The sequence below is a fragment of the Thermomonospora umbrina genome (assembly GCF_003386555.1).
Taxonomy (GTDB): domain Bacteria; phylum Actinomycetota; class Actinomycetes; order Streptosporangiales; family Streptosporangiaceae; genus Thermomonospora; species Thermomonospora umbrina.
Genome location: NZ_QTTT01000001.1, coordinates 199,377 through 225,539, shown reverse-complemented (window position 1 = coordinate 225,539; position 26,163 = coordinate 199,377). Strand labels below are relative to the sequence as shown.

The following is a 26,163-nucleotide window of genomic DNA, read 5'->3' as shown; positions in this document are numbered from 1 at the left end:
GCGGACCGTCCCGGCGGCGGGGATCGGGGGAGACTCAGGGCGAGAGACGCGCCTCATCGGCCTCCGCCTCGGGCGCGGGTCGCGGGCGGGCGAACAGGGCTGGGAGCCGTTCGACCGCCTCGACGTCGCCCTCCACGGTGAGCCGCCCGGAGGCCCGCAGCGTCGCGGTCGGCCGGCCTCGGAAGATCAGCTCCCGGAGCGTCGCGACGTCGGTGGCGACCACGGCGTCGGGCCGTTCCGCGTCGCCGCGCGCCGCCTCCAACCGCCCGTCGGCGATCGTCAGTCGAAAGACCTCGTCGCCCAGCCGCAGCCCCAGGCTCACGCGCACGCCGGCCGCCGCCTCCGGCAGGAACATCGACTTCAGCCCCAGCACCATCGCGTCGGCGTTCAGCTCGGCGTCGGCGACCATCGGCGCGCGACTGCCCCATCGGCCCAGGGCCAGCAGCACCGGCTCCAGCTCACGGCCCCAGGGGGTCGGCTCGTACACCCACGCCCCGACGGGTGCGCCGAGTTTGCGGCGTCGGACGACCCCGGCGGCCGTCAGCTCGCGCAGCCGGTGGGACAGCACGTTCTGGCTCGCGGTGGGCAGTCCGCGCTGGAGGTCGGAGAACCGCTTGGGGCCCAGCATCAGCTCGCGCATCACCAGCAGCGCCCAGCGCTCGCCGACGAGGTCGAGGGCGCGGGCGATGCCGCAGGAGTCGTCATAGGTGCGCTTCACCGGCATGACCGGAGATTACCCCGAAATGCTTGTGTCTCAGGAGTAGTTACTCCTAGTTTAGGAGTATGACTTCGGATCTGATGGACCTGCCCCAGGGCGACGTGCGGCTCTTGGGGACCGAGGCCGCGCAGCGGCTGCTCGGCTCGACCGAGTTGGCGCGGCTGGCCTACGTGGCGGCGGACGGCACGCCGCGCGTGATGCCGATGATGTTCCACTGGACCGGCGAGGACGTCGTCATGTGGAGCTTCGCGGGGGCCGGGAAGCTGCCCGCGCTCCGGGCCAGGCCCGATGTCGCGCTCACCATCGACGTCAACGCCTACCCGCCCGAGGTGCTGATGCTGCGGGGCGAGGCGGCCCTCACCGAGGTGGACGGCATCGTGCCCGAGTACGTGCTCGCCCTGCACCGCTACCACGGCGAAGGGCGGGAGGAGCAGGTGGCCGCCATGGTCGCCGAGATCGAACGGCCGGGTCTGCGGATGGCGCGGATCGCCGTGCGGCCCACGTGGGCGGGGCTCCTGGACTTCCGGACCAGACTGCCCGCGGTGCTCGCGGAACAGGGGCGATGAGATGGCCGTGTACGTGCTGATCCCGGGCGCCGGATCGGGCCCCTGGTACTGGCACCGGGTGGTCCCGGAACTGCAGGCCCTGGGGCACGAGGTCGTCACGCCCGACCTGCCCTGCGAGGACGACTCCGCCGGGTTCGCCGAATACGCCGACGTGGTGGTCGAGGCCGTCGGCGACCGCACCGGGCTGGTCCTGGTGGCCCAGTCGATGGGGGCCTACACCGCCGCGCTGGTGTGCGAGCGGCTGCCGGTCGACCTGATGGTCCTGGTCGCGGCGATGGTGCCCCGGCCGGGGGAGTCCGCCGGCGAGTGGTGGGACACCACCGGCCAGGGACGCGCGATGCGGGAGAAGGCCGAACGCGACGGGCGGGTCCTCAGCGAGGAGTTCGACCCCTTGGACGTCTTCCTGCACGACGTGCCGCCGGACGTCGTCGCCGAGTCCCTGCGGCACGCCCGCAACCAGTCCGGCACCCCGTTCGAGAAGCCGTGGCCGCTCGACGCCTGGCCGTCGGTGCCGACGCGTTTTCTGCTGTGCCGCGACGACCGGCTTTTCCCGGCGGACTTCCAGCGCCGCGTCGTACGGGAACGGCTCGGGTTCACGCCCGACGAGATGCCCGGCGGTCACCTGCCCGCCCTCGCCCATCCGACCGAGCTGGTCGAGCGGCTGGAGGCGTACCGGACGTCGCCGTGACGGAAAGGGCCGCGGCCCGGCCCCCTGGTCGGGGAGCCGGGCCGCGGTGGGATCAGACGGTCAGCCGGAGTGTCCGGCCGTCACGGCCGTCCAGAACAGCGACCGTGCGACCTGCGGGAACAGACCCTTCGGGTGGTTGCGGAACAGCGGCTCGGTGCCGAACAGCACGACCGCCGCGCCCCGCTCGTCGACGCCGCGCACCACGGTCGGCTGATCGACGGCCGCGTCGGGGCCGCCGGCCCCGAACGGGTACGCGCGCCAGTGCCCGGCGATGAGCGGGCCCCGACCGGCGAAGCGCTGCTCCACCGTCACCTCGGGGCCGAGGTCGGTGAACCAGCGGGGCGAATAGACGAACGAGTACGGCGCCGCTCCGCCGGTGATCGGGCCGTCGCCGTTCACCACCGACACGGTGCCGTTGGCGTCGGTGCGCCCCGCCACCGCCGTCACGGTCAGCAGCCCGGCGGCGGAGTTGAACGACGCGCCCGTGGAACCGCGCGTCACGACGCCGCCCTTGGCGAGGAACGCGTCGAGGGCCGTGCGGGCGGCCTCGTTGAGCTGACCGTGATTGAGCCCGCTGGAGACGTAGAGGACGTCCACGCCGTTCCAGTCGAAGCCGGCGTTCAGCACGGCCGTGGACACCGGCTTCACGGTGAAGCCCATCTCCTGCAGGCCGAACAGGTCGTCGCCGCTGCCCGCCGCGGCGACGGTCAGGCCGCGCAGCGGCGCGACGCCCTTGACGGTCGCCTCGGCGAACCGCACGCCGTGGCGGTCGGCGACGGTGCGCGCGGCGGACCGGGCCGAGGCCGGGATCACCACGCTGCCGTCGGCGGCCCACCGCGCCCGCACGCCCTCGCGGAGCAGGTCGTTGAGCGCGCCGACCTCCTTGGCGTCGTCGAGCCGCAGGGACAGGTCGCCGGACGCGGCCACCGAGCCCGTGGGGGAGGCGACGGTGACGGGCCTGACGTGGAGGCCCTTCAGGTCGCCGTTCGTGACGGTGTCGACCGTGGCGCCCCACAGGTGCGCGAGGCTCCAGCCTGAGATGTCGTACATGGAGTCGACGCGCGGGCTGATGTCCGCGCCCGCCTCCAGCATCACGTTGGCGAGCCCGCGCTTGGGCTGGTGCATGTCGACCACGTACGAGCCCGCCGGGTAGGCCCTGCCGCCCAGCCGGAACTCCCGGCCCGCCCGCTCGACGCGCACGTCGTTGGCGAGCAGGTGGTCCACCAGACGGGTCGCGGCGGGCGCCGAACGCTGCCCCGCGCCTCCCGGGATCACGTACGCGCGCGGGTACGAGCCGGTGTAGACGTCCTCGGGGCCGAAGCCGGGGACGATCCCGATCGGCACCTCCTTGGCGGCCTCACCGGCCGCGCCGCGCCGGAACACCTCGATCTGGTCGGCGACCAACCGCGCCCGGCGCTGCCGCAGGAACGACAGCGTGCCGTCCATCGCGGCGGCGGCGATATCGGTGTTGATCTTCGAACGACGGCGCAGCTCGTCCACCGGGAGCCCGGCGTAGTCGGCGTTGTTGACCCGCATCGGGAACTCGATCGTGTGCGAGGCGACCGCGCCGTGGAACGGGGCGTACTGCGGCGTGAAGATCGGGGGCCAGTCGTCCCAGCCCTCGCCCCAGTCCCGGAAGGGGATCTGCGGGGGCTCCACGCCGTCCTCGTCCGGGTCGTACCCGAGCGCCTTGATCGCCGCCTCCATGCCGAGGCCGTTGGCGTAGGCGTTCTTGATGAACAGGTCGTACTCGTAGTTCTGGCCGTGCGGCGGGGTGGTCGGCTCCACCAGGGTGCCGTTGACGTACCCGTGCAGGTCCAGCATCACCACCGGCTGGGTGTCGATCATCACCTGGCGCATCGACCGCACCTCCGGCTGCGAGCCGGTGATGAAGTCGCGGTTCATGTCGAACCCGGCCCCGTTGGCGCGGGTGTTGTTGACCCGGCCGTCGGGGTTGGCGGTGACGTTGAAGTACAACCGGCTGGTGCGCAGCAGGTCGGTGGTGTCGGCGTCCTCGGCCGCGGCCAGCCGCTCGATGGTGCGGAGGGCGGCGTCGGTGCCCTCCCACTCGTTGCCGTGGATGTTGTTGTTGATGAAGACGGGGGCCTTGTACTCCCGCGCGATCCGCGGGTTCCGGGCGGCCTTGACCGGGTCGTCCTCGATCTGCGCCCGCATCGCGGCCTGCGCCTTGGCCTGCGCGCCGCTCTCCGGCGCGGTCACCGTGACCAGGTACAGCTCGCGGCCCTGGTGGCTGCGCCCGATCACCTCGACGCTGATCCGGTCGCTGCGCCGCTGCAGCTCGTTCAGCCTGGGCGCGATGGCGTGATGGGGGATCAGCCCGAGCTTGAGGGAGGCGTCCGCGGGGTTCGCCGGCGGCTCGGTCAGCCGGGTCCGACGCGGGTAGCCCCGGTCGTGGTGCCAGGGGAACCGGCGGTGGTCGGCGCCGTGCCGGTCCCGCAACGTCGGGTTCGCGGCGGTGTTGCGCTCGGGGCCGTTGCCGAACTCGCGGACGGCCGGGCTGCGCCGGGGGTCGGGGTCGGCCGCCGCCGGGACCGTCATCGGGACGATCACGGCGGCGACGAGCGCTCCCCCGACGAGGGGATGCGCGAGATGTCTTCTCACCTGGAGACCTCCAAGGGGGGTTTCCCTGGGTGTCTACCGTCGGTGATCTTGCTCGGGCAAGAGGGCGGCCCATGACGATTCGGTCGCGACTTCGTGGGGATCCTCTGGGGATCTGGCGCGTCCTCATCCGGGGCTGCGACCGCCCGAAAACGACTTGATCTCGACCATGGTCGAGGTTCTACCGTCGAGCCCATGAACCTCGACGCCCCGCCCCGTGCGGGTCGGCGGGAATGGATCGGCCTGGCCGTCCTGATCCTGCCCACCCTGCTGATCTCCATCGACGTCAGCGTGCTGCACCTGGCGCAGCCCGCGCTCAGCGCCGACCTGCGGCCCAGCAGCGCCCAACTGCTGTGGATCAACGACGTGTACGGCTTCCTGATCGCCGGTTTCCTCATCACGATGGGGGCGCTGGGCGACCGCTTCGGACGCCGCAGGCTGCTCATCGTCGGCGGCGTCGCCTTCGGCGCGGCCTCCGCGCTGGCCGCCTACGCCCCCAGCGCCGAGCTGCTGATCCTGGCCAGGGCGCTGCTGGGGGTGGCGGGCGCGACGCTGATGCCCTCGACGCTGTCGCTGATCCGCAACATGTTCCACGACCCGGCCCAGCGCACCGTCGCCATCAGCCTCTGGATGGTCGGCTTCAGCGGCGGCATGGTGGTCGGCCCGCTGGTGGGCGGGCTGCTGCTGGAGAACTTCTGGTGGGGCGCGGTGTTCCTCCTCGGCGTGCCGGTGATGGCGCTGCTGGCGGCGTTGGGCCCGGTGCTGATCCCCGAGTCCCGCGACCCGTCGCCGGGCCGGATCGACCTGCCGAGCGTGCCGCTCTCGCTGGCGGCCGTGATCGCGGTCATCTACGGGCTCAAGGAACTGGCCGCCTACGGGCCGTCCGCCGGGCCGGTGGCCGCGCTGGTCGCCGGGATGGTCCTGGCGGCGGTGTTCGTCCGGCGGCAGCGGACCCTGGAGCATCCTCTGCTGGACCTCGGACTGTTCGCCGAACGCCGGTTCAGCGTCTCCCTGGGCATCCTGATGCTGGTCATCCTGGTCGGGCCCGGTCTGATGATGCTCACCGCCCAGTACATGCAGCTCGTGGTGGGCCTGAGCCCGCTGGAGGCCGGGCTGTGGGTGCTCCCGCAGTCGGTGGCGATCATCGTGGGCTTCACGGTGTCGCCCGCCCTGGCCCGGCGCGTCCGGCCCGGCGTCGTGGCGTCGGTGGGCCTGGTCGTGGGCGCCCTCGGGGTGGCCCTGCTCACCCGCACGGGCGCGGACCCCGACTCCGGCTTGGCCGTCCTGGTGACCGGGCAGACGCTGTTCTTCCTCGGCGCCTCCCCGTTGCTGGTGCTGGGCACCGACATGATCGTCGGCTCCGCGCCCCCGGAGCGCGCCGGCGCGGCCTCGGCCCTGTCGGAGACCGCCCAGGAGTTCGGCGGGGCGCTGGGACTGGCGATCTTCGGCAGCATCGCCACCGCCGTCTACCGCGCCGGTCTCGACGCCCCCGACGGGGTCACCGGATCGGCCGAGGACGAGGCCAGGGAGACCCTCGGCGGCGCGGCCTCGGTGGCCGGTCGACTACCGGAGGACACGGGGGAGGCGCTGATCGGCACCGCCCGCGACGCCTTCACCTCCGGGCTGCACGTGGCCTCCGCCTCCGCCGCCGTCCTGGTCGCCGTCGCCGCCGTCCTGGCCGCGGTCCTCCTCCGCCACGTCCCTCCCGCCTCGCACCCTCCTGCGGGCGCGACGGACGCGACGGACCCGGCCGATGCCGCGCCCGATGCCGCGTCGGTCGCGGGGGGAGGCCGCTGACCCGGGACGGCGTCGCCTGGAGGGCCCCCGCGTCGAGCAGTGCGGCCCTGGTCGTCCACAATGCCGTGGGGGCCGCCGTACCTGGGAGGAAACGTGGATCTGTTCGACCTGTCCGGCAAGGTCGCCGTCGTCACCGGCGGCACGCGTGGCATCGGCCTGATGATGGCGCGCGGCCTGCTCCAGGCGGGGGCGCGCGTCTTCATCAGCTCGCGCAAGCCCGAGGCCTGCGCCGAGGCGGCCAAGGAGCTGGCGGAGTTCGGCGACGTGACCGCCGTCCCCGCCGACCTGTCCTCCGAGGAGGAGTGCGTACGGCTGGCCCGCGAGGTGGGCGACACCGAGCGCGAGGTCCACGTGCTGGTCAACAACGCGGGCGCCACGTGGGGCGCGCCGCTGGAGGAGTTCCCGGCGGCCGCCTGGGACAAGGTGCTCGACCTCAACCTCAAGGCGCCGTTCTACCTGACCCGCGCCTTCCTGCCGCTGCTGGAGGCCGCCGCCTCCGCCGAGGACCCGGCCCGCGTGATCAACGTGGGCAGCATCGACGGCCTGCACGTGCCGCCGCTGCCGACGTACTCCTACTCGGCCAGCAAGGCCGGGCTGCACCACCTCACCCGCGTGCTCGCCCGGGAGCTGGGCCCCCGCGCCATCACCGTGAACGCGGTCGCGCCCGGCCCGTTCCCGTCCAAGATGATGGCCGCCACGCTGGACGCGTTCGGCTCGGAGATCGCCGCGATGGCCCCGCTGCGCCGCATCGGCCACCCCGACGACATGGCGGGTGTCGCCGTCTACCTGGCGAGCCGCGCCGGCGCCTACGTCACCGGGGCGGTCATCCCGGTGGACGGGGGCATCGGCACCACGGTCTGATCCGGACGGCGCGACCTCGATGACGCCCGGGTAGCCGGATTGATACCGATCGGCCAACTTTCCGGTTCTGGACGTCCGATAGCGTCGGAGGCATGCGACTCGGTGTGCTGGACGTGGGCTCGAACACGGTGCATCTGCTGGTGGTGGACGCGCACCGCGGTGCCCGCCCGCTTCCCGCGTACTCCCACAAGGAGGAGCTGCGGCTGGCCGACCACCTCGAGGACGGCCGGGTCACCGAGGAGGGCGAGGAGCGCCTGCACGCCTTCGTGCGGGACGCGCTGCGGGTCGCCGAGGACAAGGGCGTGGAGGACCTGCTCGCCTTCGCCACCTCGGCGGTCCGCGAGGCCGCCAACGGCGAGGACGTCCTCGCCCGGATCAACGCCGCGACCGGCGCCGACCTGCAGGTGCTGCCCGGCGACGAGGAGGCCAGGCTGACGTTCCTGGCGGTCCGCCGCTGGTACGGCTGGTCGTCGGGACGGCTGCTGGTCGTCGACATCGGCGGCGGCTCCCTGGAGATCGCCTCCGGGATCGACGAGGCCCCCGACGTGGCGATCTCGCTGCCGTTGGGGGCCGGCCGGCTGACCCGCGACCGGCTCGGCACCGACCCGCCCGACGCCGAGGAGCTGCGGGAGCTGCGCCGGTACGTGCGCGCCGAGATCGCCCGCCGGGTCGGCGAGGTCTCCCGGTACGGCCCGCCGGACCACGCGGTGGCCACCTCCAAGACCTTCAAACAGCTCGCGCGGATCACCGGGGCGCCCCCCTCCGCCGAGGGCCCGCTGGTCAAGCGGGTGCTGCGGCACGACGACCTGACCGAGTGGAGCGAGAAGCTGGCCCGGATGAGCGTCGAGGAGCGCGCCACCCTCGACGGCGTCTCCGAACGCCGCGCCCCCCAACTGCCCGCCGGCGCCGTGGTCGCCGACGCCGCCATGGACCTGTTCGAGGTGGACGAACTGGAGATCTGCCCCTGGGCGCTGCGCGAGGGCGTCATCCTCCGCCGCCTCGACGGCATCTGACGCCGTTCACGCGCCCCGCCGCCACCGCGCCCGGATCCCCGCGTTCGTGGACGTCGCTTCGACCGAGGGGGTTCGTGACCCCGAAGCCGCCGCCCGCCCATTCGTGAGCGGAGCCGGGCCCGGGTCCGCGGCGTTGCTAGGATCCCTCCGGTTCACAGCGTTGCTCGCGCGACCGAAGGCCGACCGAGCCGCCAGGCGAGGGAGGATCGCGTTCTACCGCGATGCAGCGCGAGCCGCGTACCGCGAGAAGGACGAGCCGCCAGGCGAGGACGCCGTAGCGGGAAGCGACAAACACGCCGCCAGGCGAGGACGCCATAGCGGAACGGGGACAAATATGTTGCGGGCCGGGGATCCGCGTCGGGTGGGGGATCACGTCGTCCGGGCCCGGATCGGCGAGGGCGGGCAGGCGGTCGTCTACCTCGGGGTCACGCCCGACGGTCGCCGGGTGGCGATCAAACTGCTGAGGCCGCTGCCCGTCGGGGACGCGCGCGCCCGCGGCGACGCCGCGGCCCGGTTCGTGCAGGAGGTGGAGGCGACCAAGCGGGTCGCCCGGTTCTGCACCGCCCAGGTCCTCGAGGTGGGCCAGATGGGGGAGCGTCCCTACATCGTCAGCGAGTACGTCGACGGCCCCTCCCTCAAACGGCTCGTGGCCGAGCGCGGCCCGCACGGCGGGGCGGCGCTGGAGCGGCTGGCGGTCGGCACCGCCACCGCGCTGGCCGCCATCCACCGGGTGGGCGTGGTGCACCGCGACTTCAACCCCAACAACGTGCTGATGGCCGCCGACGGGCCCCGCGTCATCGACTTCGGGCTGGCCAGGGCGCTGGAGGCCACCACGACGTCCGGCCCGGTGATGGGCACCCCCGCCTACCTCGCGCCCGAGCAGTTGTCGGGCCGGCGGGTGACCCCGGCGGCGGACGTGTTCGCCTGGGCCGCCACCGTGGTGTACGCGGCGACCGGCCGTCCGCCGTTCGAGGGCGCCACCATGGCCGCGCTGCTGCATCAGATCCTGCGCGGCCGGCCCCGGCTGGACGGGGTGCCCGGCCCGCTGCGGGACGTGCTCGCCGTCTGCCTGGAGAAGGATCCGGGCCGCCGCCCCACCGCCCGGCAGATCATGGACCGGCTGCTGACCCTGGCGCCCGACGACCCGCTGGCCACCCGGATGGACAACCCGCTGCCCCTTCCCGGGCCGGCGGTCGCGGAAGAGACCGTGGCGGAGATCGACGACCCGTGGCCGGTCACCGGGCCGGCCCGGACCGCGTGGCCCGAGCCGCCGCCGTCCGGCTCCGACACCCGACCGGTCCGGCACACCTACCTGCCGCACCCGCACGGAACGCCCACGCGGCCGCCGCGACCCGCGGCGCCCCGGCGGATGACCGCGGCCGTCCAGGTGCTCCTCGCGGCGGTGTTGGCGGTGCTTGTGACGACGGTCGTGGTGTTGGTGATCCTTCTCTGATCGCAGCGGACGAACCAACGCCGCGATGGGTCCATCTACCGATTCGATGACATTGGCCGCCCATGTCCCCATGCGTGCTGTGCGTCCGTGATGTGAGCGGTAGTTTTCGCGGGGGACCTGGCCTGGAGAGGTGGACCTTGGACAACCGGCAGACGCAGCCACACGGGGCCTCCGCACGCCCGCTGGGCCCCGGCGATCCGTCCGCCATCGGGCCTTACCGGCTGGAGTCCAAGCTCGGCGAGGGCGGCATGGGGGCGGTCTACCTGGGCCGCCGCGAAGGCGGGCCCCAGGTGGCGGTCAAGGTGGTGCGCGGGGAGCTCGCCGACGACCCGGCGTTCCTGGCCCGCTTCCGCGACGAGGTGACCAACGCCGAACGGGTGGCGTCCTTCTGTACGGCGCAGGTGCTCGACCACGGCCAGGAGGACGGCCGCGCCTACATGGTCACCGAGTACATCGAGGGCCCCTCCCTGCTGAACCACGTGTCCGAGCAGGGGGCGCTGTCCCCCGGGATGCTCAACGGGGTCGCCGTCGGGGTGGCCGCCGCGCTGCTGGCCATCCACTCGGCCGGGCTCGTGCACCGCGACCTGAAGCCCGGCAACGTGCTGCTGTCGATCTCGGGCCCGCGCGTCATCGACTTCGGGATCGCCCGCGCGCTGGACCTCGCGGCCGGACACACCCGCACGGGACAGGTGATCGGCAGCCCCGGCTGGATCGCCCCGGAGCAGATCCTCAACCAGCCGATCACCCCCGCGGTGGACGTGTTCGCCTGGGGCTGTCTGGTGGCGTTCGCCGGCACCGGCCGCAACCCGTTCGGCGTCGGCACCTTCCAGGTCATGGCCGCCCGGGTGGTGCACGCCGACCCCGAGATCGGCCCCTTGCCGGAGCCGCTGGCCGGGCTGGTCCGCCGTGCCCTGGACAAGGACCCCGCGAACCGTCCCACCGCCCAGGAGCTCCTGCTCTCGCTGGCCGGCGGAGGCGGCGAGGCGGCCGTCACCACCACGCTGCACGAGGAGTGGCCGGAGGGCCTCGCCGAGCAGGGGACCACCGTGGACGGCCGCACGCCGGTACGCCACGTGCCGCCGGTCCCGGATCCCGCTCCGGTGGCGTCCTCGCCGATGGCCGGGCCGAGCGGGCCCGCCCCGGCGGGACCCGCCCAGGGCCCGCCGGCGCGAGCGCCTCAACCGGGACCTCCCGACGGCCCGCCGGCGCCCGCCCCTCCACCGGGCCCCCCGCCCGGGCCGCGGACGGCGGCGTCCCACCATGGGTACGCGCCGACGTCGCCCGCTCTCGGGCACCCGTTCGTCCCTCCACCCGGGCCCGCGGAACTGGAACCGCCGCCGCCCCCCGTGCACCGGCCGAGGAAGGTCGGCAGAGGGGCCGTGCTCGGCACCGTCGCGGCCGTCACGCTCCTCACCGTGGGGGTGGCGCTGGCGTTCACCGTGTTCCAGCCCGACGACCGGTCGGGCGAAAGCGGTTCCGGGGGCCCGTCGGCGAGCGGGCTGCCCGCCGACCCCCTCTTGGCGCGCATGGACATCCCGCCCGGCTGGGGCAAGGAGTGCCACGCCCGGATCGGTCGGCTGACGCCCCGGGACACGGACGCGCGAGCAGAGGAGATCCTGCGCGGCGAGGGCTGTGACGTGCTGCCGCAGTGGTCGCCCACACGGGACCGGATCGCGTTCACCCGATGGGACGGCGGCGACACGTCCGAGGTGTGGGTGATGAAGGCCAACGGCAGGGGCGCCCGCAAGGCGGGCGAGGGCATCGTCCCCCGGAGCCGGGTGGCGTGGTCGCCCGACGGGGAGTTCCTGGCCGCGATGGTCAGGGTCGACGGGGTCCCCCAGATCCACGTCGGGAACGTCGCGACCGGCGAGACCCGTCAGATCACCCATGACGCGGTGCCCAAGGACGACCCCACCTGGTCCCGGGACGGCAAGATCGCGTTCTGGAGCAAGCGCGACGGCGTCCAGCAGATCTTCTGCCTCGACCCGGAGGCGCCCGACCGACCGTGGGAGAGGCTCACCTCGCCGGCCGTCGCCCCCGACGGCGCCAACGACCCGGTCTGGTCGCCCGACGGCAAGCGCCTGGCCTTCACCCGGATGACCGGGGACATCTCCGTGATCAACGCGGATGGCGGCGGCCATCGGCGGCTCACCGAAGGCGGCGACCACGACATGGACCCGACCTGGTCGCCGGACGGCACCTGGCTGGCCTTCGTGCGCGGCCCCGTGTCCACCCCGCAGATCTGGGCGATGCCCGTGGACGCCGCTGCGCAGCCCCGTGCGGTCGGACCGCTCAGCGTGGGCCACCCCGACTGGTCCTGACGACGCGCCCGCGCCTCAGCGGAAGTCACGGCTGCGGGCGCGGCCCGGGACCGGCAGGCGGCGCAGCCGGGTGGCCAGCACGTTGGTCACCCCGTCGACGCGTTCCAGCCGCCCGTTGACCAGCAGCGCCTGCGAGTCCACCGCCAGGCCCCGGTGCCGGGCGAACACCTCCGGTCGGCACACCACGTTGATCAGGCCGGTCTCGTCCTCCAGCGTCATGAACACGATGCCGCCGGCGGTCGGGGGCCGCTGCCGGTGCGTCACCAGCCCGCCGACCACCACGTTCGCGTCCGTGCGCACCCGGCCCAGCCGTCCGGCGGGCACCGCGCCCAGCTCGTCCAGGGCCGGCCGGACGTGAGAGAGCGGATGGGTGTGGGCGATGCCCGTCGCCCACAGGTCCGCCAGGGTCTCCTCCACCTGGGTCATCGCCGGCAGCGGCGGCGCGGAGGCCCCCGGTGTGACCCCTTCGAGCTGGCCGGGACCCACCCCCGCCAACGCCCCGGCGCCCCACAGCGCGGCACGGCGGCTCAGCCCGAAACAGCCGAACGCGCCCGCCGTCGCCAACGCCTCCAACGCCGCCCGGGTGAGCGGAACGCGTCGTACGAGATCCTCCACGCTCGCGTAGGGGCGGCCTGCGGCGATGGCCTCGGCCACGTCCGTACCGAGGTTGCGCACCGACGACAGGCCCACCCTCAGGGCGGGCTGCGGCCCCTCCGGTGCGTGCCGGTGGAACGGTGGGACGGGCTCCACGGGCTCCTCGAGGGTGGCGAGCACGTCACTGGCGTTGACGTCCACGTTCCGTACCGTGACCCCGTGCCGTCGGGCGTCGGCGAGCAGGCTCTGCGGACTGTAGAAGCCCATCGGCTGGTTGCGCACGAGCGCGGCGGTGAACGCGGCCGGATGGTGGCGCTTGAGCCATGCGCTCGCATAGACGAGGTGCGCGAAGCTCTGCGCGTGCGACTCGGGGAACCCGAAGCTCGCGAAACCCAGGATCTTCTCGTACACCTCCTCCCCGACCTCGGCGGGGATGCCGCGTTCGGCCATGCCCGCCAACAGCCGCCCGCGCAGCCGTTCGATCCGCTCCGGCGCGCGCTTGGCGCTCATCGCCTGCCGCAGCGCGTCCGACTCCTGGGGCGTGAACCCCGCGCAGTCCACCGCGAGCTGCATCATCTGCTCTTGGAACAGCGGAACGCCGTACGTGCGCGCCAACGCCTTCTCCATCAGCGGATGCGGGCACGTCCTCGGCTCCAGCCCCTTGCGGCGGCGGATGTACGGATGGACGGAGCCGCCCTGGATGGGACCGGGCCGGATCAGCGCCACCTCCACCACCAGGTCATAGAACGTCCGGGGGCGCAGCCGGGGCAACGTGGCCATCTGCGCGCGCGACTCGACCTGGAAGACCCCGATCGTGTCGGCGTCGCACAGCATGTCGTACACGAGCGGGTCGTCCGACGGCAGTCTCTGCAGGTCGTACCGGGGCCCGTGGTGCTCGGCCACCAGGTCGAAGCAGTCGTGCAGCGCCGACAGCATGCCCAGCCCCAGCAGGTCGAACTTCACCAGCCCCGCCGCCGCGCAGTCGTCCTTGTCCCACTGCAGCACGCTGCGGCCCGGCATCCGCGCCCATTCGATGGGGCAGACCTCGCCGAGCGGCCGGTCGCAGATCACCATGCCGCCGGAGTGGATGCCCAGGTGGCGCGGCAGCCGCATCAGTCGCCCGGCCAGCTCGGTGACCTGCGCGGGGATCTCGGCGTGCGCGCCGACGGGGTCACGGGAGTCGACGTGCTTGGACCAGGCGTCCTGCTGGCCGGGGGAGAAGCCCAGCGCCCGCGCCGCGTCCCGCACCGCCATCCTCGGCCGGTAGCTGATCACGTTGGCGACCTGGGCGGTGCGGTCGCGGCCGTACGTGCGGTAGACGTACTGGATGGCCTCCTCGCGGCGTCGGTGCTCGATGTCCAGGTCGATGTCGGGCGGCCCGTCGCGACCGGGCGACAGGAACCGCTCGAACAGCAGCCCGTGCTTCACGGCGTCCACCCCCGTGATGCCGAGCGCGTAGCAGACCGCCGAGTTGGCCGCCGACCCCCGGCCCTGGCACAGGATGTCCTCGCGGCGGCAGAACGCCACGATGTCGTGAACGATCAGGAAGTAGCCGGGGAAGCCGAGCCCCTCGATGACGTCCAGTTCGTGGGCGATCTGCGCGTACGCCTTCGAGGCGCGCTCGTCCCCGGGCGGCCCGTAGCGTTCGCGCGCGCCCTCCATCGTCAGGTGCCGCAGCCAGGATGCCTCGGTGTGGCCGTCGGGCACCGGCCGGTCGGGCAGGTTGGGGGCGACCACGTCGAAGTCGAACGCGCAGGCCAGCGCCAGCTCCACGGTCCGCTCCCGCACCCCGGGGAAGCGCGCCAGCCGCGCGGCCATCTCCTCGCCGCCGCGCAGGTGCGCGGTGCCGGAGGCGGTCAGCCGGCTCTCCATCTCGTCCAGGCTCCGCCGCGCCCTGATCGCGGCCAGCGCCTCCGCCAGCCGCGCGTCCCACCCCGACCCGGCGTGGTGCACGTTGTTGGACGCCACCAGCCCCGTCCCGGTACGGGCGGCCAGCTCGGCCAGTGCGTCGTTGCGGGCGTCGTCGCCGGGCCGGTCGTGGTCGATCAGCTCGACGTACACGTTGTCACGGCCGAACAGGTCCATCAGCCCGCGCAGCTCGCGCTCGGCGGCGTCGACGCCCCCGGACTCCAGCGCCGCCCGGACCGCGCCCTTGCGGCATCCCGTGAGCACCGCCCAGTGCCCTCCGTGCGCGTCGGCCAGCTCAGCGACGTCGTAGACGGGCCGGTTCTTCTCCCCGCCCCTGAGCTGCGCGGTGCTGATGGACGCGCACAGTCGCCCGTACCCCACCGGGTCACGGGCGAGCACCAGGAGATGCCGCCCGGCGGGATCGGGAACGGCGCGGGGGTTCTTGGGCAGGTCGAGGCTCAGCTCCGCGCCGAACACGGTACGGACGTCCACCTCCTTCGCCGCCCGGGCGAACTGCACGACCCCGTACATGCCGTCGTGGTCGGTGATCGCGACGGCCTCCACGCCGAGCCGGGCCGCCTCCCGGACCAGCGTCGCGGGATCGCTCGCACCGTCCAGGAAGCTGAACGCGGAGTGGCAGTGCAGCTCCGCCCAGGGGACGCCGCCGCTCCGCCTCGGCAGCGGTCGAGGGGGCGTCGTCGCCGTTTCCCGGGCCCGGGTGCTCGGCTCGCCGTTCCGCCAGGTCAGTCTGCGTTCGAACTCCCGCCAGGGGATCGCGGGATTACTCCAGCCCATGGGCGTTCCCCATCCTCGTGATCTTCGGGTCAGTCATAGACGGCCTCGACGTGCCAGCGGCCGCCCTCGAGCGTCAGGAGGTACGCCCGGCCGTCGGCCGTGACCACCTGGAAGCGGGCCCTTCGCCGGGCCCGTTCCGGGTCCCACCAGCGCTCCACGGCGGGCCAGGGACCGGTCCACCCGACCACCTCCACGGGAGCGCCCCCGCCGATCGCCAGGTGGGCGGGCGGGGCCGACACGGCGCAGCGCGCGGTGACGCCGACCGGAACGCCCGCCGCGTCCGTCAGGACCGCCGCCCCGGGATCGGCGGGGACGATCGAGGGGGCCGGATCCGGCACCCGCGCCGGCCAGGGGCCGTCACCGCCCCCATCCGGCGGCAGGTCGCCGACGGGCACCTTGACCACCCGCTCACCCGGGCCCCGGCCGCCCGTGAGCACCGGCCGGGTGACGCCCTCATGGCCGAGCAACGCCTGAATGCGGTCGGCCGCCCGCGCTATCCGGTCGGTGACCGCCGCCTGTCCCCACAGCGCCTGTTGCCTTCCCGCATCGGGTACGAGCTGGTCGGGGGCCAGCACCAGCGAGACGACCCCGCCCCAGACCGCCTCCGGATCCCGGGCCTGCGCCGGGAGCGCCGACAACTGCCAGCGGACCCGTTCGGCGACCGCCGACGTCGACAGCTCCCCGTCGTGCCGCCACAGCCGCTCCACCACGCCGCCGTCGGCGAACGTCGCCTCGACCGTCAGCCGCACGCAGGTCAGCCCGCCCGAGGCCAGCCCCTCGTGCAGGTCGGAGGCCAGCCGCCGGGCCGCGAACACGACCTGCTCGGCCTGCGCGGGAGGGTCGAAGTCGGCCCGCACCGCGAGGTCCGGCCCGGCGGGCGCCGGCGCGACGGGGCGCGGGTCCTCCCCGGACGCCAGCCGGTGGGCGATGCCCCCGTCCGCGCCGAACCGTCCCGCCACGTGTCCGGCGGGCAGCGCGGCGAACTCGCCCAGCGTCCGTACGCCCAGCCGCCCGAGCAGGTCGGCCAGCTCCGGCCGCTCCAGCACCGACAGCGGGTACGGGGCCAGGAACGCGGCGGACCCGCCCTTCGGCACCACCATTCCGCCCTCGGCCCGCGCGGCCAACTCCGCCGGGAACAACCCGTCCGCGATCCCGGTGCCGCAGTCGTGCCCGGCCTCCACCACGGCGTCTTGGACGAGGACGCGCAGGGCCTCCTCGCCCCCGTAGAACCGCGCGGCCCCCCGTGCCGGAACGGCGCACAGACCCGGCCGCACCACCTCCACCTTGGGGGTGAGCGCGGCCACCGCCGCGACCACCACCTCGAAGAGCCGCCCTTCGGCGTCCTCGTCGCGGTCCCGCACCTTGAGATGGGGGCAACGGCGCTGCGCGTCCCGGATGCGCTGCCCCCGCCGCACGCCCTCGGCCCGTGCCGCAGCCGTACAGGCGACGACCCGCCGTTCGGCTACCACGACCCCCGGTGTGGCGGCCTCGATGCCCACGGCCGTGGCGGGCCAGTCGGGGCACCACACGACCAACGTACGACCGCTCACTCCGGGACCCGCCGGGCCGCGTCGGGTCGATCGCGTCGCCGTGGCCTCATGCCACGACCTCCAGCGTCGGCCTCCGGTGCGGTCGTGGCTCCTCGGCGGTCGACACCCTGCCGTCCGGGCCCGGGAGCCATAGCCACCCGTGACGTCCCGCGCCCGTTCCGCGGCCTTCCGCGACCACGCGCGCCCTGCGGCCCCGCAGGTGACCGTGGCCGTCGCCGAGGCCCGACCACTCGCTCTCGGTGATGCGCAGTCGGAGCCCGACGCCCTCCCATGCGCCGACGGCGGGGCCCGTCACGCTGAGGACGCAGCCGTGTTTGCGGGCCAGCGCCCCCAGTCGTCGGACGATCGCGGCGGAGGGGCGCTCCGGGGGGCAGATCAGCACCAGTTCCACGGCCTCGGCCAACGCCGCCACCACATCGGCCCACCGCGCCCCCGGCTCGTCAACCAGCAGGAGCCGGCCGGGATCGGTGCCCATCCCGACGGCCGCCCGGACCCCGAACTCCGGCAGCCCCACGGCGGCGCACCAACCGCCGTGCGCCGACACGCCGGCCACCAGTGCGAGGGCCAGCGAGCCCGCGCCCGGACCGTCCACGCCCACGACCGAGCCGCGGCGCAGCCCGCCGCCGGGCACCACGGGACGCAGCGCGGGCAGCACCGGAACCGGCTCCCCGCCCGTCGGCGCCGAGGGCCCCGCCATCGGGACCGCAGGCACCGGGCCCGCCGCGGCTGTCTGCCCCACCACCCGTACAATTTCGAACACGGGTTCGACCTGTGTCAAATCCTCGCAGGTCAGGATGGCCCTCAGGACGAGCGGGATCGCCTGTGCGCGCGGGCCTGTGGAGATTTCGACGGTGTTTGGGGCGGGTCGGCTCGGAGTGTCGGGCGTGCGCGTCCCGGTGCGGCGCGCCGGCCAGTCCGGCGAAGTGTCATGCACGCTCCGTGATCGTCTGATCTCATAGTGGAGTTGCACGGTCATGGGCGGACAGGTCATGAGGGGAGATTCGCATGCTCGCGGAGCCGGGCCCGGCAGAGGACGAGGGAACGAGCGGCACCCGCCACTCGTCGGGAGGGCGCTACACGACACTGGCGGGCGACAGGCGCTTTCGGCTGCTGAAGAGGCGGCACGCCCGGGCGACCACGACGATCGCCGTCGTCTTCCTTGGCTGGTACCTGACGTACGTCGCCCTGTCGGCGTTCGCGCGCGACCTCATGGCGCGCTCCGTGACGGGCGCGGTCAACGTGGCGCTCGTCCTCGGCCTGTTGCAGTTCGCCTCGACCTTCCTGCTGGCCGCCCTCTACGCGGTCTATGCGCGGCGCGCGCTGGACCCGCTGGCGCGGGAGATCCGCGACGAGGTCGAGGACCGGCCCGACGAGCACGCGCGGCACGCCCCGACGGCGCCCGCGGGTCTCGCCCACGGCGAACCGTCCTCGTCGGCCGACCCCTATGACCCGCCACGGCTGTCGGTGCGCCACCGGCCCTTGGCCCGGAACACGACGTCCGAACGGTTCGACGAGCAGGCGCCTTCGGGACGGCCGGAGCCGTCAGCGCGGACTACGGAACGCGAGCGGGTGGAATGGCCGGTGGAGCGGTCGGAGGCTGATCGGTGGGCCGCGTCGGCCTGGTGGGCCGCGTCGATCCCCGAGCCCCGACCCGCGTCGGATCCCTCCCTGTGGGCGGAGCCGCGGTACGAGGCCGAACGGCGCGACTCGGAGGCCGCCGACCAGGATCGCGCGGCTCCACGGCGTCGACGGGAGTCGGCCTCCGGGCTCCATCGCGACGAGAACTCGGGAGCCTGGACCGACCTCGGGCCCACTCCACCCCGCGACGTCGCAGCCGATCACGGCTTCCCCGACCCGGGTCCGCGGCGTGGTGACCACACGCCTCGCCACGGAAGGACGCCCCGCCACGGGTACGTGCCGCCGCCGCGTCAGCCCGAGGACCACCTTTCCTTCAATGCTCCGCGTCCCGCCGTCAACGGGCCGCCCCAGCCCTTTCCCGCCGCGTCTCCCCGCGCCGAAGGGGCCCCGCAGGGAAGGGACGCCGCCCGTTTCCCGCGAAATGGAGCCGTGCCCCGCCCGGAGAACGCCGTCCAGAGCGCAGCCGATGCCGCCCGTGAAGCCGGAGGCCACGGGCCGGAGATGACGAGGCCGAGTGCGGGCAGCGCCTATGGCACCGCGAACGGCATCGATGACGCGTCACGCTCCATGGACCCGGGACCGCGCATCCTGAGGCGTCCTGATCGCGGGACGACGCGATGAACGTCACGGCGCCCGCCCGTCCTCCGGACCGCCGAACGGGCTCGTTCGGGCGGGTCACCAAAGGTCGGCCGCGTCCTTCCTGGACGCGGTGACCGAGTCGGCGTACGCCGCGGTCTTGACGCTCCGCGCGGTGCCCCTACGATCACGAACGTGCACATCGATCTGGTGACGATCCTCGTCGAGGACTATGACCGGGCCATCGCGTTCTTCGTCGATGTGCTGGGTTTCGATCTCGTCGAGGACTCTCCCGCGCTCACCAACGACGGCCGCGCCAAACGGTGGGTCGTCGTCCGGCCACCCGGTGGCGGGACCGCCGTGCTGCTCGCCCGTGCCGATGGCCGAGCCCAAGCGGACGCGGTGGGGGAGCAGGTCGCCGGCCGGGTCGGCTTCTTCCTTCGGGTGGAGGACTTCGACGCCGTCCACACGCGGATGATCGAGGCTGGAGTCGAGTTCGTCGGCGCGCCACGCACCGAGCCCTACGGACGCGTCGTCGTGTTCCGGGACGTGGCAGGCAACCGCTGGGACCTGCTGGGTCCCGTTGCGGGGCCGCCCACTCGACGCCGTCCCCCGGACGTCCCCGTGGAGTGACCTCTCCATGACTGTGGGCCTGGCTCGGTCAGTTGAGGCCTCGGGGAAGTACCGCGACAGGGCAGGGGGCGGCCCGGAGAACCTTCAAGGCGACCTCACCAAGGAACACGCGGTGGACGGACGAGTCCTCGCTGCTGGCGCAGACGAGCAGTTCGCCGTCCTCCCAGTCGGTGCCGGAGAGCGCTGTGGCCACGTCGTCCCCTTCCGCCAACTCCGTCTGTACGAACTCCGCCTCCAGCCCGGAGGCGGCGATGGCCGGCGGTACCGCGAGGGCGAGGTCGTCGCGGAGTCGGTCCGGGTCATCATCGTCCAGCGCAAGGGTGAGGAGTCGGAGCGGGACCTCGAGCCGCTGGGCCGCCACGGCGGCGCGTTCCACGGCCTCGTCGCATTGGGGACGCCGGACATAGGCGACCGTGATGCGCCGGAGGCGTTCGGACGGCGTGTAACCGGCGGGGGTGAGGAGCACGGCCTCCGACGACGCGTGCAGCAGGTGGTCGGCCGCGCCGCCGATGGTGATCTGCCCGCGCGCGCCCCCGGCGGCGGAGCCGATGGCGATCAGATCGGCCCCGATCCGCCCCGCCAGCACGGACAACCCGCGCCCCACGCCCCGGCTCTCCTGGACCACGAAGTCGGCGGGCTCGTCACCGAGCACCGCCGCCGCCTGGTCGAGCGTCGTCCCGGCCTCGGTCGCCGACCCGGCCCGATGCGGCGGATGGACGGCGGCGACCGTCAAACGACCGCCCGTCAACGCCACGATGGAGCGGGCGCACTCCAGCGCCTCGCGTCCCCCGGCATCGTGCACGTAGCCGACCAGCACGTGTTCCCCGATCACGAGGGAAGAATGCCCAGGCAACGCCGACCCACGCGCCTCCTCCTCGCACCGCCTTCCTCGCGTCGTGTCCTGCACGTGGTGTCGGGCAAAAGGGCAATGGGTGTGGGTGGCGGTGGTGTTTCCGGAGGTCATGGAGCCGGAATGCGGGTGGCGAACAGGTAACATTACGCAGAGAAGCAGAAAGTGGTGATAACCGCTCGCTCATAGCCGGAGGGCTGCATACCATGAGCTGAGCCGTGGTCGCCGTGGTGCGACGCCGCCACCAGCCAAGGGGCTCATCGATGGTCGTGGCCGACTCCCCGCAGGTGCCCGTCGAGACCGTCAACTTTCATCTCTGGCAGCCGTGCAACATGAGCTGCCATTTCTGTTTCGCGACGTTCCGGGACGTTCGCCGCAGCGTCCTGCCGGAGGGGCATCTGCGTCGGGCGGACGCGCGCCGGGTGGTGGCGCGGCTGGCCGGGGCCGGGTTCAAGAAGATCACGTTCGCCGGCGGGGAGCCGCTGCTGTGCCCGTGGCTGGGCGAGCTGGTGGCGCTGGCGCACGGGTTGGGGCTGACGACGGCGGTGGTGACCAACGGGAGCCTGCTGGACGAGGCCGCGCTGCGGACGTTCGGCGGGACGCTGGACTGGATCACGGTCAGCATCGACAGCGTGCGGCCCGACACGCTGCGGTCGCTGGGGCGGTCGACGGCGGGTCGGGTGACCACCGAGGAGGGATATCTCGCGCTGTGCCTCCGCGTGCGCGAGCTGGGGTTCCGGCTGAAGGTGAACACCGTGGTGAACGCGCGCAATTGGCGCGAGGACATGGGCGACTTCATCCTCGCCGCCCGTCCGGAACGGTGGAAGGTGTTCCAGGTGCTGCCCGTGGAGGGGCAGAACTCGCGTAAGGTTGATCCACTCCTGATCACCCCCGAACAGTTCGATTCCTTCGTCGCCCGCAACCTCCGTGTGGAGCTGCGGGGAATTCCCCTGATTCCCGAGGACAACGACGCCATGACCGGCAGTTATGCCATGGTCGACCCGGCCGGGCGGTTCTTCGACGCGGTGGATCCGCACGGCTACACCTACAGCCGGCCGATCCTGGAGGTCGGCGTCCATCGCGCCATCGCCCAGATCACCGTGAGCAGGGACAAGTTCCTGGCCCGCGGCGGGCTCTACGGCACCGCCGACCCTGCGGGCCCCGGGAGGGAGGCGCGCGTCGGCGTCGGGTACGGGGGCGCCCGGCCGAAGGCGGTGGGATGACGCCGGATCGGACGCCGGTCCAGGGTCGTTCCCAGGGAGGAGCCGGTCGGCGGACGGCGCATGTCGATCTGCTGCTGATGGACGCCGCCGGAGAGCACCTGGCCGTCCATGACGAGCGGGGGCGGCTGACGTGCCCCCGGCTGACCATCGAGGGGCTGCCCGAAGGGGTCCGGCATCGGCATGACGAGCTGGGCGCCCTGGTGCGGAGGCTCGCCGAGGGGCAGCTCGGCCTCGACGTCGCCTACCGGGGGCTGCTGGCCGCCGAGGAGTCCGGGGACACGGTCGGGCTGGTCGTGACGGCGGTGTTGCGCGCCGTTCCGGACGGGTCGAGGCTGCGGCTGCTGCCGGTGGCCGACGTCCGGTCGCGGCACCGCGACCTGCAGCACCGCGACCACTTCGAGGCCGCGCGGCACTGGCACGAGGCCGTTCGGCACGCCCCCGAGCTGGGCCGCCGGATCGAACGGTCGCTGCGCACCGCCGCGTCGTTCCTGACGCGCCGTCGCGCCGAGGAGGACGGGCACTGGGGCTGGGAGCAGTACCTGGAGGCCGACTCCATCGGCACGCTGTCCACCGCGATCGGCGTGCTGACCTGCCTGCACGCCGGGGAGGCCGGCGAGTTCACCGATCAGGCCCTGCAGACGCTGCGCGTGCTGCAGAACACCGACGGCGGCTGGCAGATCCGACGGTCCCTGGTCGGCGCCGACAGCGACGCGTCCATCACCGAGAGCACCTGCGCGTGCCTGTGGGCGTTCCATGAGGCGGGCCGCCGGCCGACCACGGAGGAGTCGGTGCGGCGGGCGCTGGCCTGGCTGGAGGAGCGGCAGCGCGGCGACGGCGGCTGGCCGTCGGCCGCGGACGACCGCCGGTCGCTGGTCTACCCGACCGCGCTGGCCGTGCGGGTCCTGGCCCTGTACGGCCGGTCCGGGCCGGTGGCGCGCGGCGTTCAGTGGCTGCGGGCCGCGCAGTGCCCCGACGGAGGCTGGGGCGCCACGGCGCCGGCTGGCGACGACACGGTCTCCTCCTCTCCGGCGTACGCCGCAACGGCCCTGCTCGCGCTGCGCGCGGCGGACGTGCCCGCGTCCGAGCACGTGATCATCGCCGGCTGCGAGTACCTGCTGGACGCCTTCGCCCCGGAACGACCCGAGCCGTGGGAGCCGACCTCGTTCACCTCGCTGGTGGACGCGGGACGGTTCGCGCGGATGGACTTCCGGCACTTCGCCACGCCGTGGGCGCTGGCCGCGCTGTGCGAGTGCGGGTACGACCTGGGCCATCCGGTCGTGCTGACGGCGACGGTGCAACTGCTGCGGCTGGAACGGCCGGGCGGCGGCTGGCGGTCCACGCTGACGGCGCCGGACATCACGCCGATCTGGGCGGTCCACGGAGCGGTGTACGCGCTGCGCACCGTGCTCGCCACCGGCACCCGGGACCTGGCGCCGCTGGTCCTGGGACGCCATCACGACGCCGAACGGCGGACGCTTTCCCTGTTGGCGGGCGGCCTCATCGGCCACCACGCGGAGCCCGTCCGGCCGCCGCACGTCTGGCGACGCCGGCTCCTGACCGTGTGGGCGGCGCTCCTCACGGTGGCGGTGGCGTTGCTCGTCCTGGGCCAGTTCGGGGTATTGGAGCAACTGCAGTCCGACTCCGGGCGTGACAAGGTGCTGGCCGGACTGACCACACTTGTGGTGACTGTGGTCGGCGCACTGGCGCCCGCCGTCATAAGCGAGGAATATCGGATCAGGCGGAGCCGCGGGCGGGCCGGCAGCGACAGGGAGAGCCTGGAATGAATCTGACCAAGGAGTTCGTCACCACCTGGACCCCCCAACTGCGCGCCGCACACGAGGCGGCCCGGGCGGCGGCGGACGCGATCCGAGGCCAGTTCGGGCAGCGCTTCATCAGCGCGTACAAGGGGCCGCACGACGTGCAGCTCACCGCCGACATCACGTCGCAGAAGATCATCGTGGACTCCCTGCGCGAGTCGTTCCCGCACTACGGCATCGTGGCCGAGGAGGGCGACCACGACGAGTGGGGCCGCGAGGAGTTCCTGTGGGCCGTCGACCCGCTGGACGGCACCAACAACTTCGGGTACGGCATCGCGCACTGCGCCCTGTCCCTCACGCTCTTCCAGGACGAGTCCGCCGTGCTGGCCCTCGTCGCCGACCCGCTGGCCGACCGCACCTTCCACCTGACCCAGGGCGGCCGGCTGATCCCGGCGCCCGCCCCCACGTACGGCGTGCCGCTGCACCGCGCCACCCTCTCCCTGGTCACCGGGTACGCCGAGGACGGCCGCGACTGGGGCCACGGCTTCACCGGCTGGATGAGCTCCCGCTGCAAACGCGTCGTCAACATGTGGGCGCCCGCCCTGGACCTGGCGCTCGTCGCCGGCGGCGCGATCGACGCGATGGTCTGCCGCGACGCCGCCCTGCTGGACGTGTGCGGGGGCATGTTCCTGGTCGAGGAGTCCGGCGGCCATGTCGTCGACCTGCACGGTGACCCGCTGACCGTCCGGCGCTCCCTGCACGACCGCCCGGTCTCCTTCATCGCCGCCCGCAACCCGAGCCTGGTCGCCGACCTGGTCTCCGAGGTGCGCGCCTACAACGCCTCCGCCTGACCGAGCCGCGACCGCTCGTGAACGAGGTGGGCGCCGTCTCGGCCTGTCGCCGTGGGACGACGTGAACGGTTCAGGGTGATGTGTCCGGGTAGGGAGGGCCGCGAAGGATCGAGGGAAGGAGACGCACATGCCCGGCCGCGAGGAGCTTCCGTCGACGTTGCGGCGCTCCCCCGAGAAGGCCCAGCGCACGTGGATCAAGGCGCACGACTCGGCCGTCGAGGAGTACGGCGAGGGCCGGCGGGCGCACATGACGGCGTTCGGCGCGCTCAAGCACGCGTTCGAGAAGGTCGGCGACCGATGGCTGCCCAAGGGCGGCAAGCGGAAGGGCCCGTCCGACAAGCGGGCGGCCACACCACGGCCCAAGTCGCAGAACATGCCCACCGCCGAGGGCGTGGACGCCAACGCCGGCAAGCAGCACCTGTACGAGGTCGCCAAGAGCCTGGGTGTCGAGGGCCGCTCCAAGATGTCCAAGGACGAGCTCGTCAAGGCCATCGAGAAGGAGAACCGCCGGCGCACCGCCAAGGCGCGCAGGTAACGCACAACGCACGCCGCCACGTTCGGCACCCGGCGCGGCCGCAACCGTGGCCCCCAGGTGGTCGGCGGTCAAGCCGCCCCCCGGCCGTCCGAGGCGGTCGGTGGTCGCGTTCGAAGCCTTGGCGGCTCGCGGCGGTCAGTGGTCGCGGCGGGTGGCTCGACGGGCCAGGGCGGTCAGTTCGGCGCCGGTCCGGGCGACCGGGTCGGCGGTGGCCAGCAGGCGCAGTGCGTCCTCCAGGAGCGCGTCCGCCTGTTCGTGGGTCCAGGTGCGGCCGCCCGCCTGTTCGACCAGTGTCGCCGCCCGTTCGAGGTCGGGGCCCTCCAGGGGGCCGTCGCCGTGATAGAGGTCGGCCAGTTCGCGGGCGGCGGGGGTGTCCGAGGAGAGGGCGGCGACGACCGGGAGGGACTTCTTGCGCCGGCCCAGGTCGGAGTGGACGGGCTTGCCCGTGACGGTGGGGTCGCCCCAGATGCCGAGCAGGTCGTCGGCGGCCTGGAAGGCCAGGCCCAGTCGTGAGCCGAACCCGCGCAGGGCCGCGACCCGCTCGGGGGGCGCGCCGGCCAGCGTGGCTCCCAGGGCGCACGCGCAGGCCAACAGGGCGGCGGTCTTGCCCTCCGCCATGCCGAGGCACTCGCGGACGGTGACCTCGCGCCGTTCCTCCAGGACCAGGTCGGCGAGCTGGCCGGCGATGAGGTCCTGAACGGCGCCCGCCAGCATCCGCTGGGTGCCGCCGGGGTCGGGGTTGTCGGCCACCGTCAGGACGTCCGAGGCCAGCGCCAGCAGGGCGTCCCCGGTGAGGATGGCGGCGTTGGCGCCGAACACCGTCCACGCGGTGGGGCGGTGCCGGCGGGTCGTGTCGCCGTCCATCACGTCGTCGTGCAGGAGCGAGAAGTTGTGCACCAGCTCCACCGCGACCGCTCCCGGCAGCGCGTCGCGGGCCGTGCCGCCCGACGCCTCCGCCGACAGCAGGGTCAGGGCGGGCCGCAGGGCCTTGCCGCCGTCCGCCTTGGCCGGGCGGCCCCGCTCGTCCCACCAGCCGAGGTGGTAGCCGGCGATCCGCCGCACCGGGGACGGCAGCGTGTCCACCGCCGTGCGCAGTGCGGGATCGACCAGGTCCCGGGTCCCGGCCAGGATCTCGGCCGCCGTCCTGGCCTCGGTGCGTTCCGTGGTCGCCATCGTGGGTTCCTCTCAGCGGTGCGCCGGCGTGGCCGCCGCGAACA

The 26,163-nt window shown here is 73.6% G+C and carries 20 protein-coding genes; 13 read left to right on the top strand and 7 right to left on the bottom strand.

Features of this window, described 5'->3' with window-relative positions; translation table 11 throughout:
* Positions 1-34 precede the first annotated feature (34 nt).
* A complete protein-coding gene (locus tag DFJ69_RS01105; protein WP_116020737.1) occupies positions 35-724 on the bottom strand; it encodes a winged helix-turn-helix transcriptional regulator in 690 nt (229 codons plus the stop codon).
* Positions 725-783: 59 nt separating this feature from the next.
* Here DFJ69_RS01105 and DFJ69_RS01100 point away from each other — a divergent pair, with 59 nt between their 5' ends.
* Positions 784-1,284 (top strand): pyridoxamine 5'-phosphate oxidase family protein, encoded by a 501-nt coding sequence (locus tag DFJ69_RS01100; protein ID WP_116020736.1) that lies wholly within the window; start codon positions 784-786, stop codon positions 1,282-1,284.
* Between the two features lies 1 nt (position 1,285).
* Positions 1,286-1,972 (top strand): alpha/beta fold hydrolase, encoded by a 687-nt coding sequence (locus tag DFJ69_RS01095; protein ID WP_116020735.1) that lies wholly within the window; start codon positions 1,286-1,288, stop codon positions 1,970-1,972.
* 60 nt (positions 1,973-2,032) lie between these two features.
* Here the strand turns inward: DFJ69_RS01095 and DFJ69_RS01090 are convergent, their stop codons facing one another.
* On the bottom strand, positions 2,033-4,594 hold the full coding sequence (locus DFJ69_RS01090) for a M14 family zinc carboxypeptidase (RefSeq protein WP_245973911.1): 2,562 nt from the start codon (positions 4,592-4,594) through the stop codon (positions 2,033-2,035).
* Between the two features lie 192 nt (positions 4,595-4,786).
* Here DFJ69_RS01090 and DFJ69_RS01085 point away from each other — a divergent pair, with 192 nt between their 5' ends.
* The 5 genes from DFJ69_RS01085 to DFJ69_RS01065 all read left to right on the top strand — a co-directional run bounded on the left by DFJ69_RS01085 (position 4,787) and on the right by DFJ69_RS01065 (position 12,036).
* Positions 4,787-6,388 carry an MFS transporter gene (locus DFJ69_RS01085; protein WP_116020734.1) on the top strand — a complete coding sequence of 534 codons (1,602 nt, stop codon included), beginning with the start codon at positions 4,787-4,789 and terminating at the stop codon, positions 6,386-6,388.
* Positions 6,389-6,481: 93 nt separating this feature from the next.
* Positions 6,482-7,249 (top strand): SDR family oxidoreductase, encoded by a 768-nt coding sequence (locus DFJ69_RS01080; protein ID WP_116020733.1) that lies wholly within the window; start codon positions 6,482-6,484, stop codon positions 7,247-7,249.
* Positions 7,250-7,341: 92 nt separating this feature from the next.
* Positions 7,342-8,262 carry a Ppx/GppA family phosphatase gene (locus DFJ69_RS01075; RefSeq protein WP_116020732.1) on the top strand — a complete coding sequence of 307 codons (921 nt, stop codon included), beginning with the start codon at positions 7,342-7,344 and terminating at the stop codon, positions 8,260-8,262.
* 361 nt (positions 8,263-8,623) lie between these two features.
* On the top strand, positions 8,624-9,715 hold the full coding sequence (locus tag DFJ69_RS01070; protein ID WP_170177496.1) for a serine/threonine-protein kinase: 1,092 nt from the start codon (positions 8,624-8,626) through the stop codon (positions 9,713-9,715).
* Positions 9,716-9,852: 137 nt separating this feature from the next.
* Positions 9,853-12,036 carry a protein kinase domain-containing protein gene (locus tag DFJ69_RS01065; protein WP_245973908.1) on the top strand — a complete coding sequence of 728 codons (2,184 nt, stop codon included), beginning with the start codon at positions 9,853-9,855 and terminating at the stop codon, positions 12,034-12,036.
* 15 nt (positions 12,037-12,051) lie between these two features.
* Here the strand turns inward: DFJ69_RS01065 and DFJ69_RS01060 are convergent, their stop codons facing one another.
* Genes DFJ69_RS01060 through DFJ69_RS01050 form a run of 3 tightly spaced genes read right to left on the bottom strand, consistent with a single transcriptional unit; the run spans position 12,052 to position 17,622 of the window.
* Positions 12,052-15,333, bottom strand: coding sequence for an error-prone DNA polymerase (locus tag DFJ69_RS01060; protein WP_116020729.1), 3,282 nt, complete (start codon positions 15,331-15,333; stop codon positions 12,052-12,054).
* Positions 15,334-15,362: 29 nt separating this feature from the next.
* The gene (locus tag DFJ69_RS01055) at positions 15,363-16,883 is read right to left on the bottom strand and encodes a DNA polymerase Y family protein (protein WP_116020728.1); all 1,521 of its coding nucleotides are present in this window, start codon (positions 16,881-16,883) and stop codon (positions 15,363-15,365) included.
* 46 nt (positions 16,884-16,929) lie between these two features.
* A complete protein-coding gene (locus tag DFJ69_RS01050) occupies positions 16,930-17,622 on the bottom strand; it encodes a hypothetical protein (protein ID WP_245973906.1) in 693 nt (230 codons plus the stop codon).
* Positions 17,623-17,888: 266 nt separating this feature from the next.
* Here DFJ69_RS01050 and DFJ69_RS01045 point away from each other — a divergent pair, with 266 nt between their 5' ends.
* Positions 17,889-19,142: a DUF485 domain-containing protein gene (locus tag DFJ69_RS01045; RefSeq protein WP_116020727.1), complete on the top strand. Its 1,254-nt coding sequence runs from the start codon at positions 17,889-17,891 to the stop codon at positions 19,140-19,142.
* Between the two features lie 150 nt (positions 19,143-19,292).
* Entirely contained in the window at positions 19,293-19,730 is a 438-nt protein-coding gene (locus DFJ69_RS01040) for a VOC family protein (RefSeq protein ID WP_116020726.1), read from the top strand.
* 28 nt (positions 19,731-19,758) lie between these two features.
* Here DFJ69_RS01040 and DFJ69_RS01035 read toward each other — a convergent pair whose 3' ends face one another.
* Positions 19,759-20,562, bottom strand: a complete 804-nt coding sequence (locus DFJ69_RS01035; protein ID WP_211328468.1) for a universal stress protein — start codon at positions 20,560-20,562, stop codon at positions 19,759-19,761.
* 281 nt (positions 20,563-20,843) lie between these two features.
* Here DFJ69_RS01035 and DFJ69_RS01030 point away from each other — a divergent pair, with 281 nt between their 5' ends.
* The 4 genes from DFJ69_RS01030 to DFJ69_RS01015 all read left to right on the top strand — a co-directional run bounded on the left by DFJ69_RS01030 (position 20,844) and on the right by DFJ69_RS01015 (position 24,946).
* Positions 20,844-21,803, top strand: a complete 960-nt coding sequence (locus tag DFJ69_RS01030) for a viperin family antiviral radical SAM protein (RefSeq protein ID WP_116020724.1) — start codon at positions 20,844-20,846, stop codon at positions 21,801-21,803.
* The gene (locus DFJ69_RS01025) at positions 21,800-23,587 is read left to right on the top strand and encodes a prenyltransferase/squalene oxidase repeat-containing protein (protein WP_116020723.1); all 1,788 of its coding nucleotides are present in this window, start codon (positions 21,800-21,802) and stop codon (positions 23,585-23,587) included. The genes DFJ69_RS01030 and DFJ69_RS01025 overlap by 4 nt, the downstream gene beginning before the upstream one ends.
* Entirely contained in the window at positions 23,584-24,411 is an 828-nt protein-coding gene (locus DFJ69_RS01020) for an inositol monophosphatase family protein (protein ID WP_116020722.1), read from the top strand. Before DFJ69_RS01025 ends, DFJ69_RS01020 begins: the two co-directional genes overlap by 4 nt.
* Before the next feature lie 127 nt (positions 24,412-24,538).
* A complete protein-coding gene (locus tag DFJ69_RS01015; RefSeq protein ID WP_116020721.1) occupies positions 24,539-24,946 on the top strand; it encodes a ChaB family protein in 408 nt (135 codons plus the stop codon).
* A gap of 135 nt (positions 24,947-25,081) precedes the next feature.
* Here DFJ69_RS01015 and DFJ69_RS01010 read toward each other — a convergent pair whose 3' ends face one another.
* A complete protein-coding gene (locus DFJ69_RS01010) occupies positions 25,082-26,119 on the bottom strand; it encodes a family 2 encapsulin nanocompartment cargo protein polyprenyl transferase (protein WP_116020720.1) in 1,038 nt (345 codons plus the stop codon).
* Between the last annotated feature and the right edge of the window lie 44 nt (positions 26,120-26,163).

Excerpts from the sequence above, each read along its gene's own strand:
- DFJ69_RS01105 (WP_116020737.1), bottom strand. The coding sequence starts at position 724 with ATGCCGGTGAAGCGCACCTATGACGACTCCTGCGGCATCGCCCGCGCC.
- DFJ69_RS01100 (WP_116020736.1), top strand. The coding sequence starts at position 784 with ATGACTTCGGATCTGATGGACCTGCCCCAGGGCGACGTGCGGCTCTTG.
- DFJ69_RS01095 (WP_116020735.1), top strand. The coding sequence starts at position 1,286 with ATGGCCGTGTACGTGCTGATCCCGGGCGCCGGATCGGGCCCCTGGTAC.
- DFJ69_RS01085 (WP_116020734.1), top strand. The coding sequence starts at position 4,787 with ATGAACCTCGACGCCCCGCCCCGTGCGGGTCGGCGGGAATGGATCGGC.
- DFJ69_RS01075 (WP_116020732.1), top strand. The coding sequence starts at position 7,342 with ATGCGACTCGGTGTGCTGGACGTGGGCTCGAACACGGTGCATCTGCTG.
- DFJ69_RS01060 (WP_116020729.1), bottom strand. The coding sequence starts at position 15,333 with ATGGGCTGGAGTAATCCCGCGATCCCCTGGCGGGAGTTCGAACGCAGA.
- DFJ69_RS01045 (WP_116020727.1), top strand. The coding sequence starts at position 17,889 with ATGCTCGCGGAGCCGGGCCCGGCAGAGGACGAGGGAACGAGCGGCACC.
- DFJ69_RS01030 (WP_116020724.1), top strand. The coding sequence starts at position 20,844 with ATGGTCGTGGCCGACTCCCCGCAGGTGCCCGTCGAGACCGTCAACTTT.
- DFJ69_RS01025 (WP_116020723.1), top strand. The coding sequence starts at position 21,800 with ATGACGCCGGATCGGACGCCGGTCCAGGGTCGTTCCCAGGGAGGAGCC.
- DFJ69_RS01020 (WP_116020722.1), top strand. The coding sequence starts at position 23,584 with ATGAATCTGACCAAGGAGTTCGTCACCACCTGGACCCCCCAACTGCGC.
- DFJ69_RS01015 (WP_116020721.1), top strand. The coding sequence starts at position 24,539 with ATGCCCGGCCGCGAGGAGCTTCCGTCGACGTTGCGGCGCTCCCCCGAG.
- DFJ69_RS01010 (WP_116020720.1), bottom strand. The coding sequence starts at position 26,119 with ATGGCGACCACGGAACGCACCGAGGCCAGGACGGCGGCCGAGATCCTG.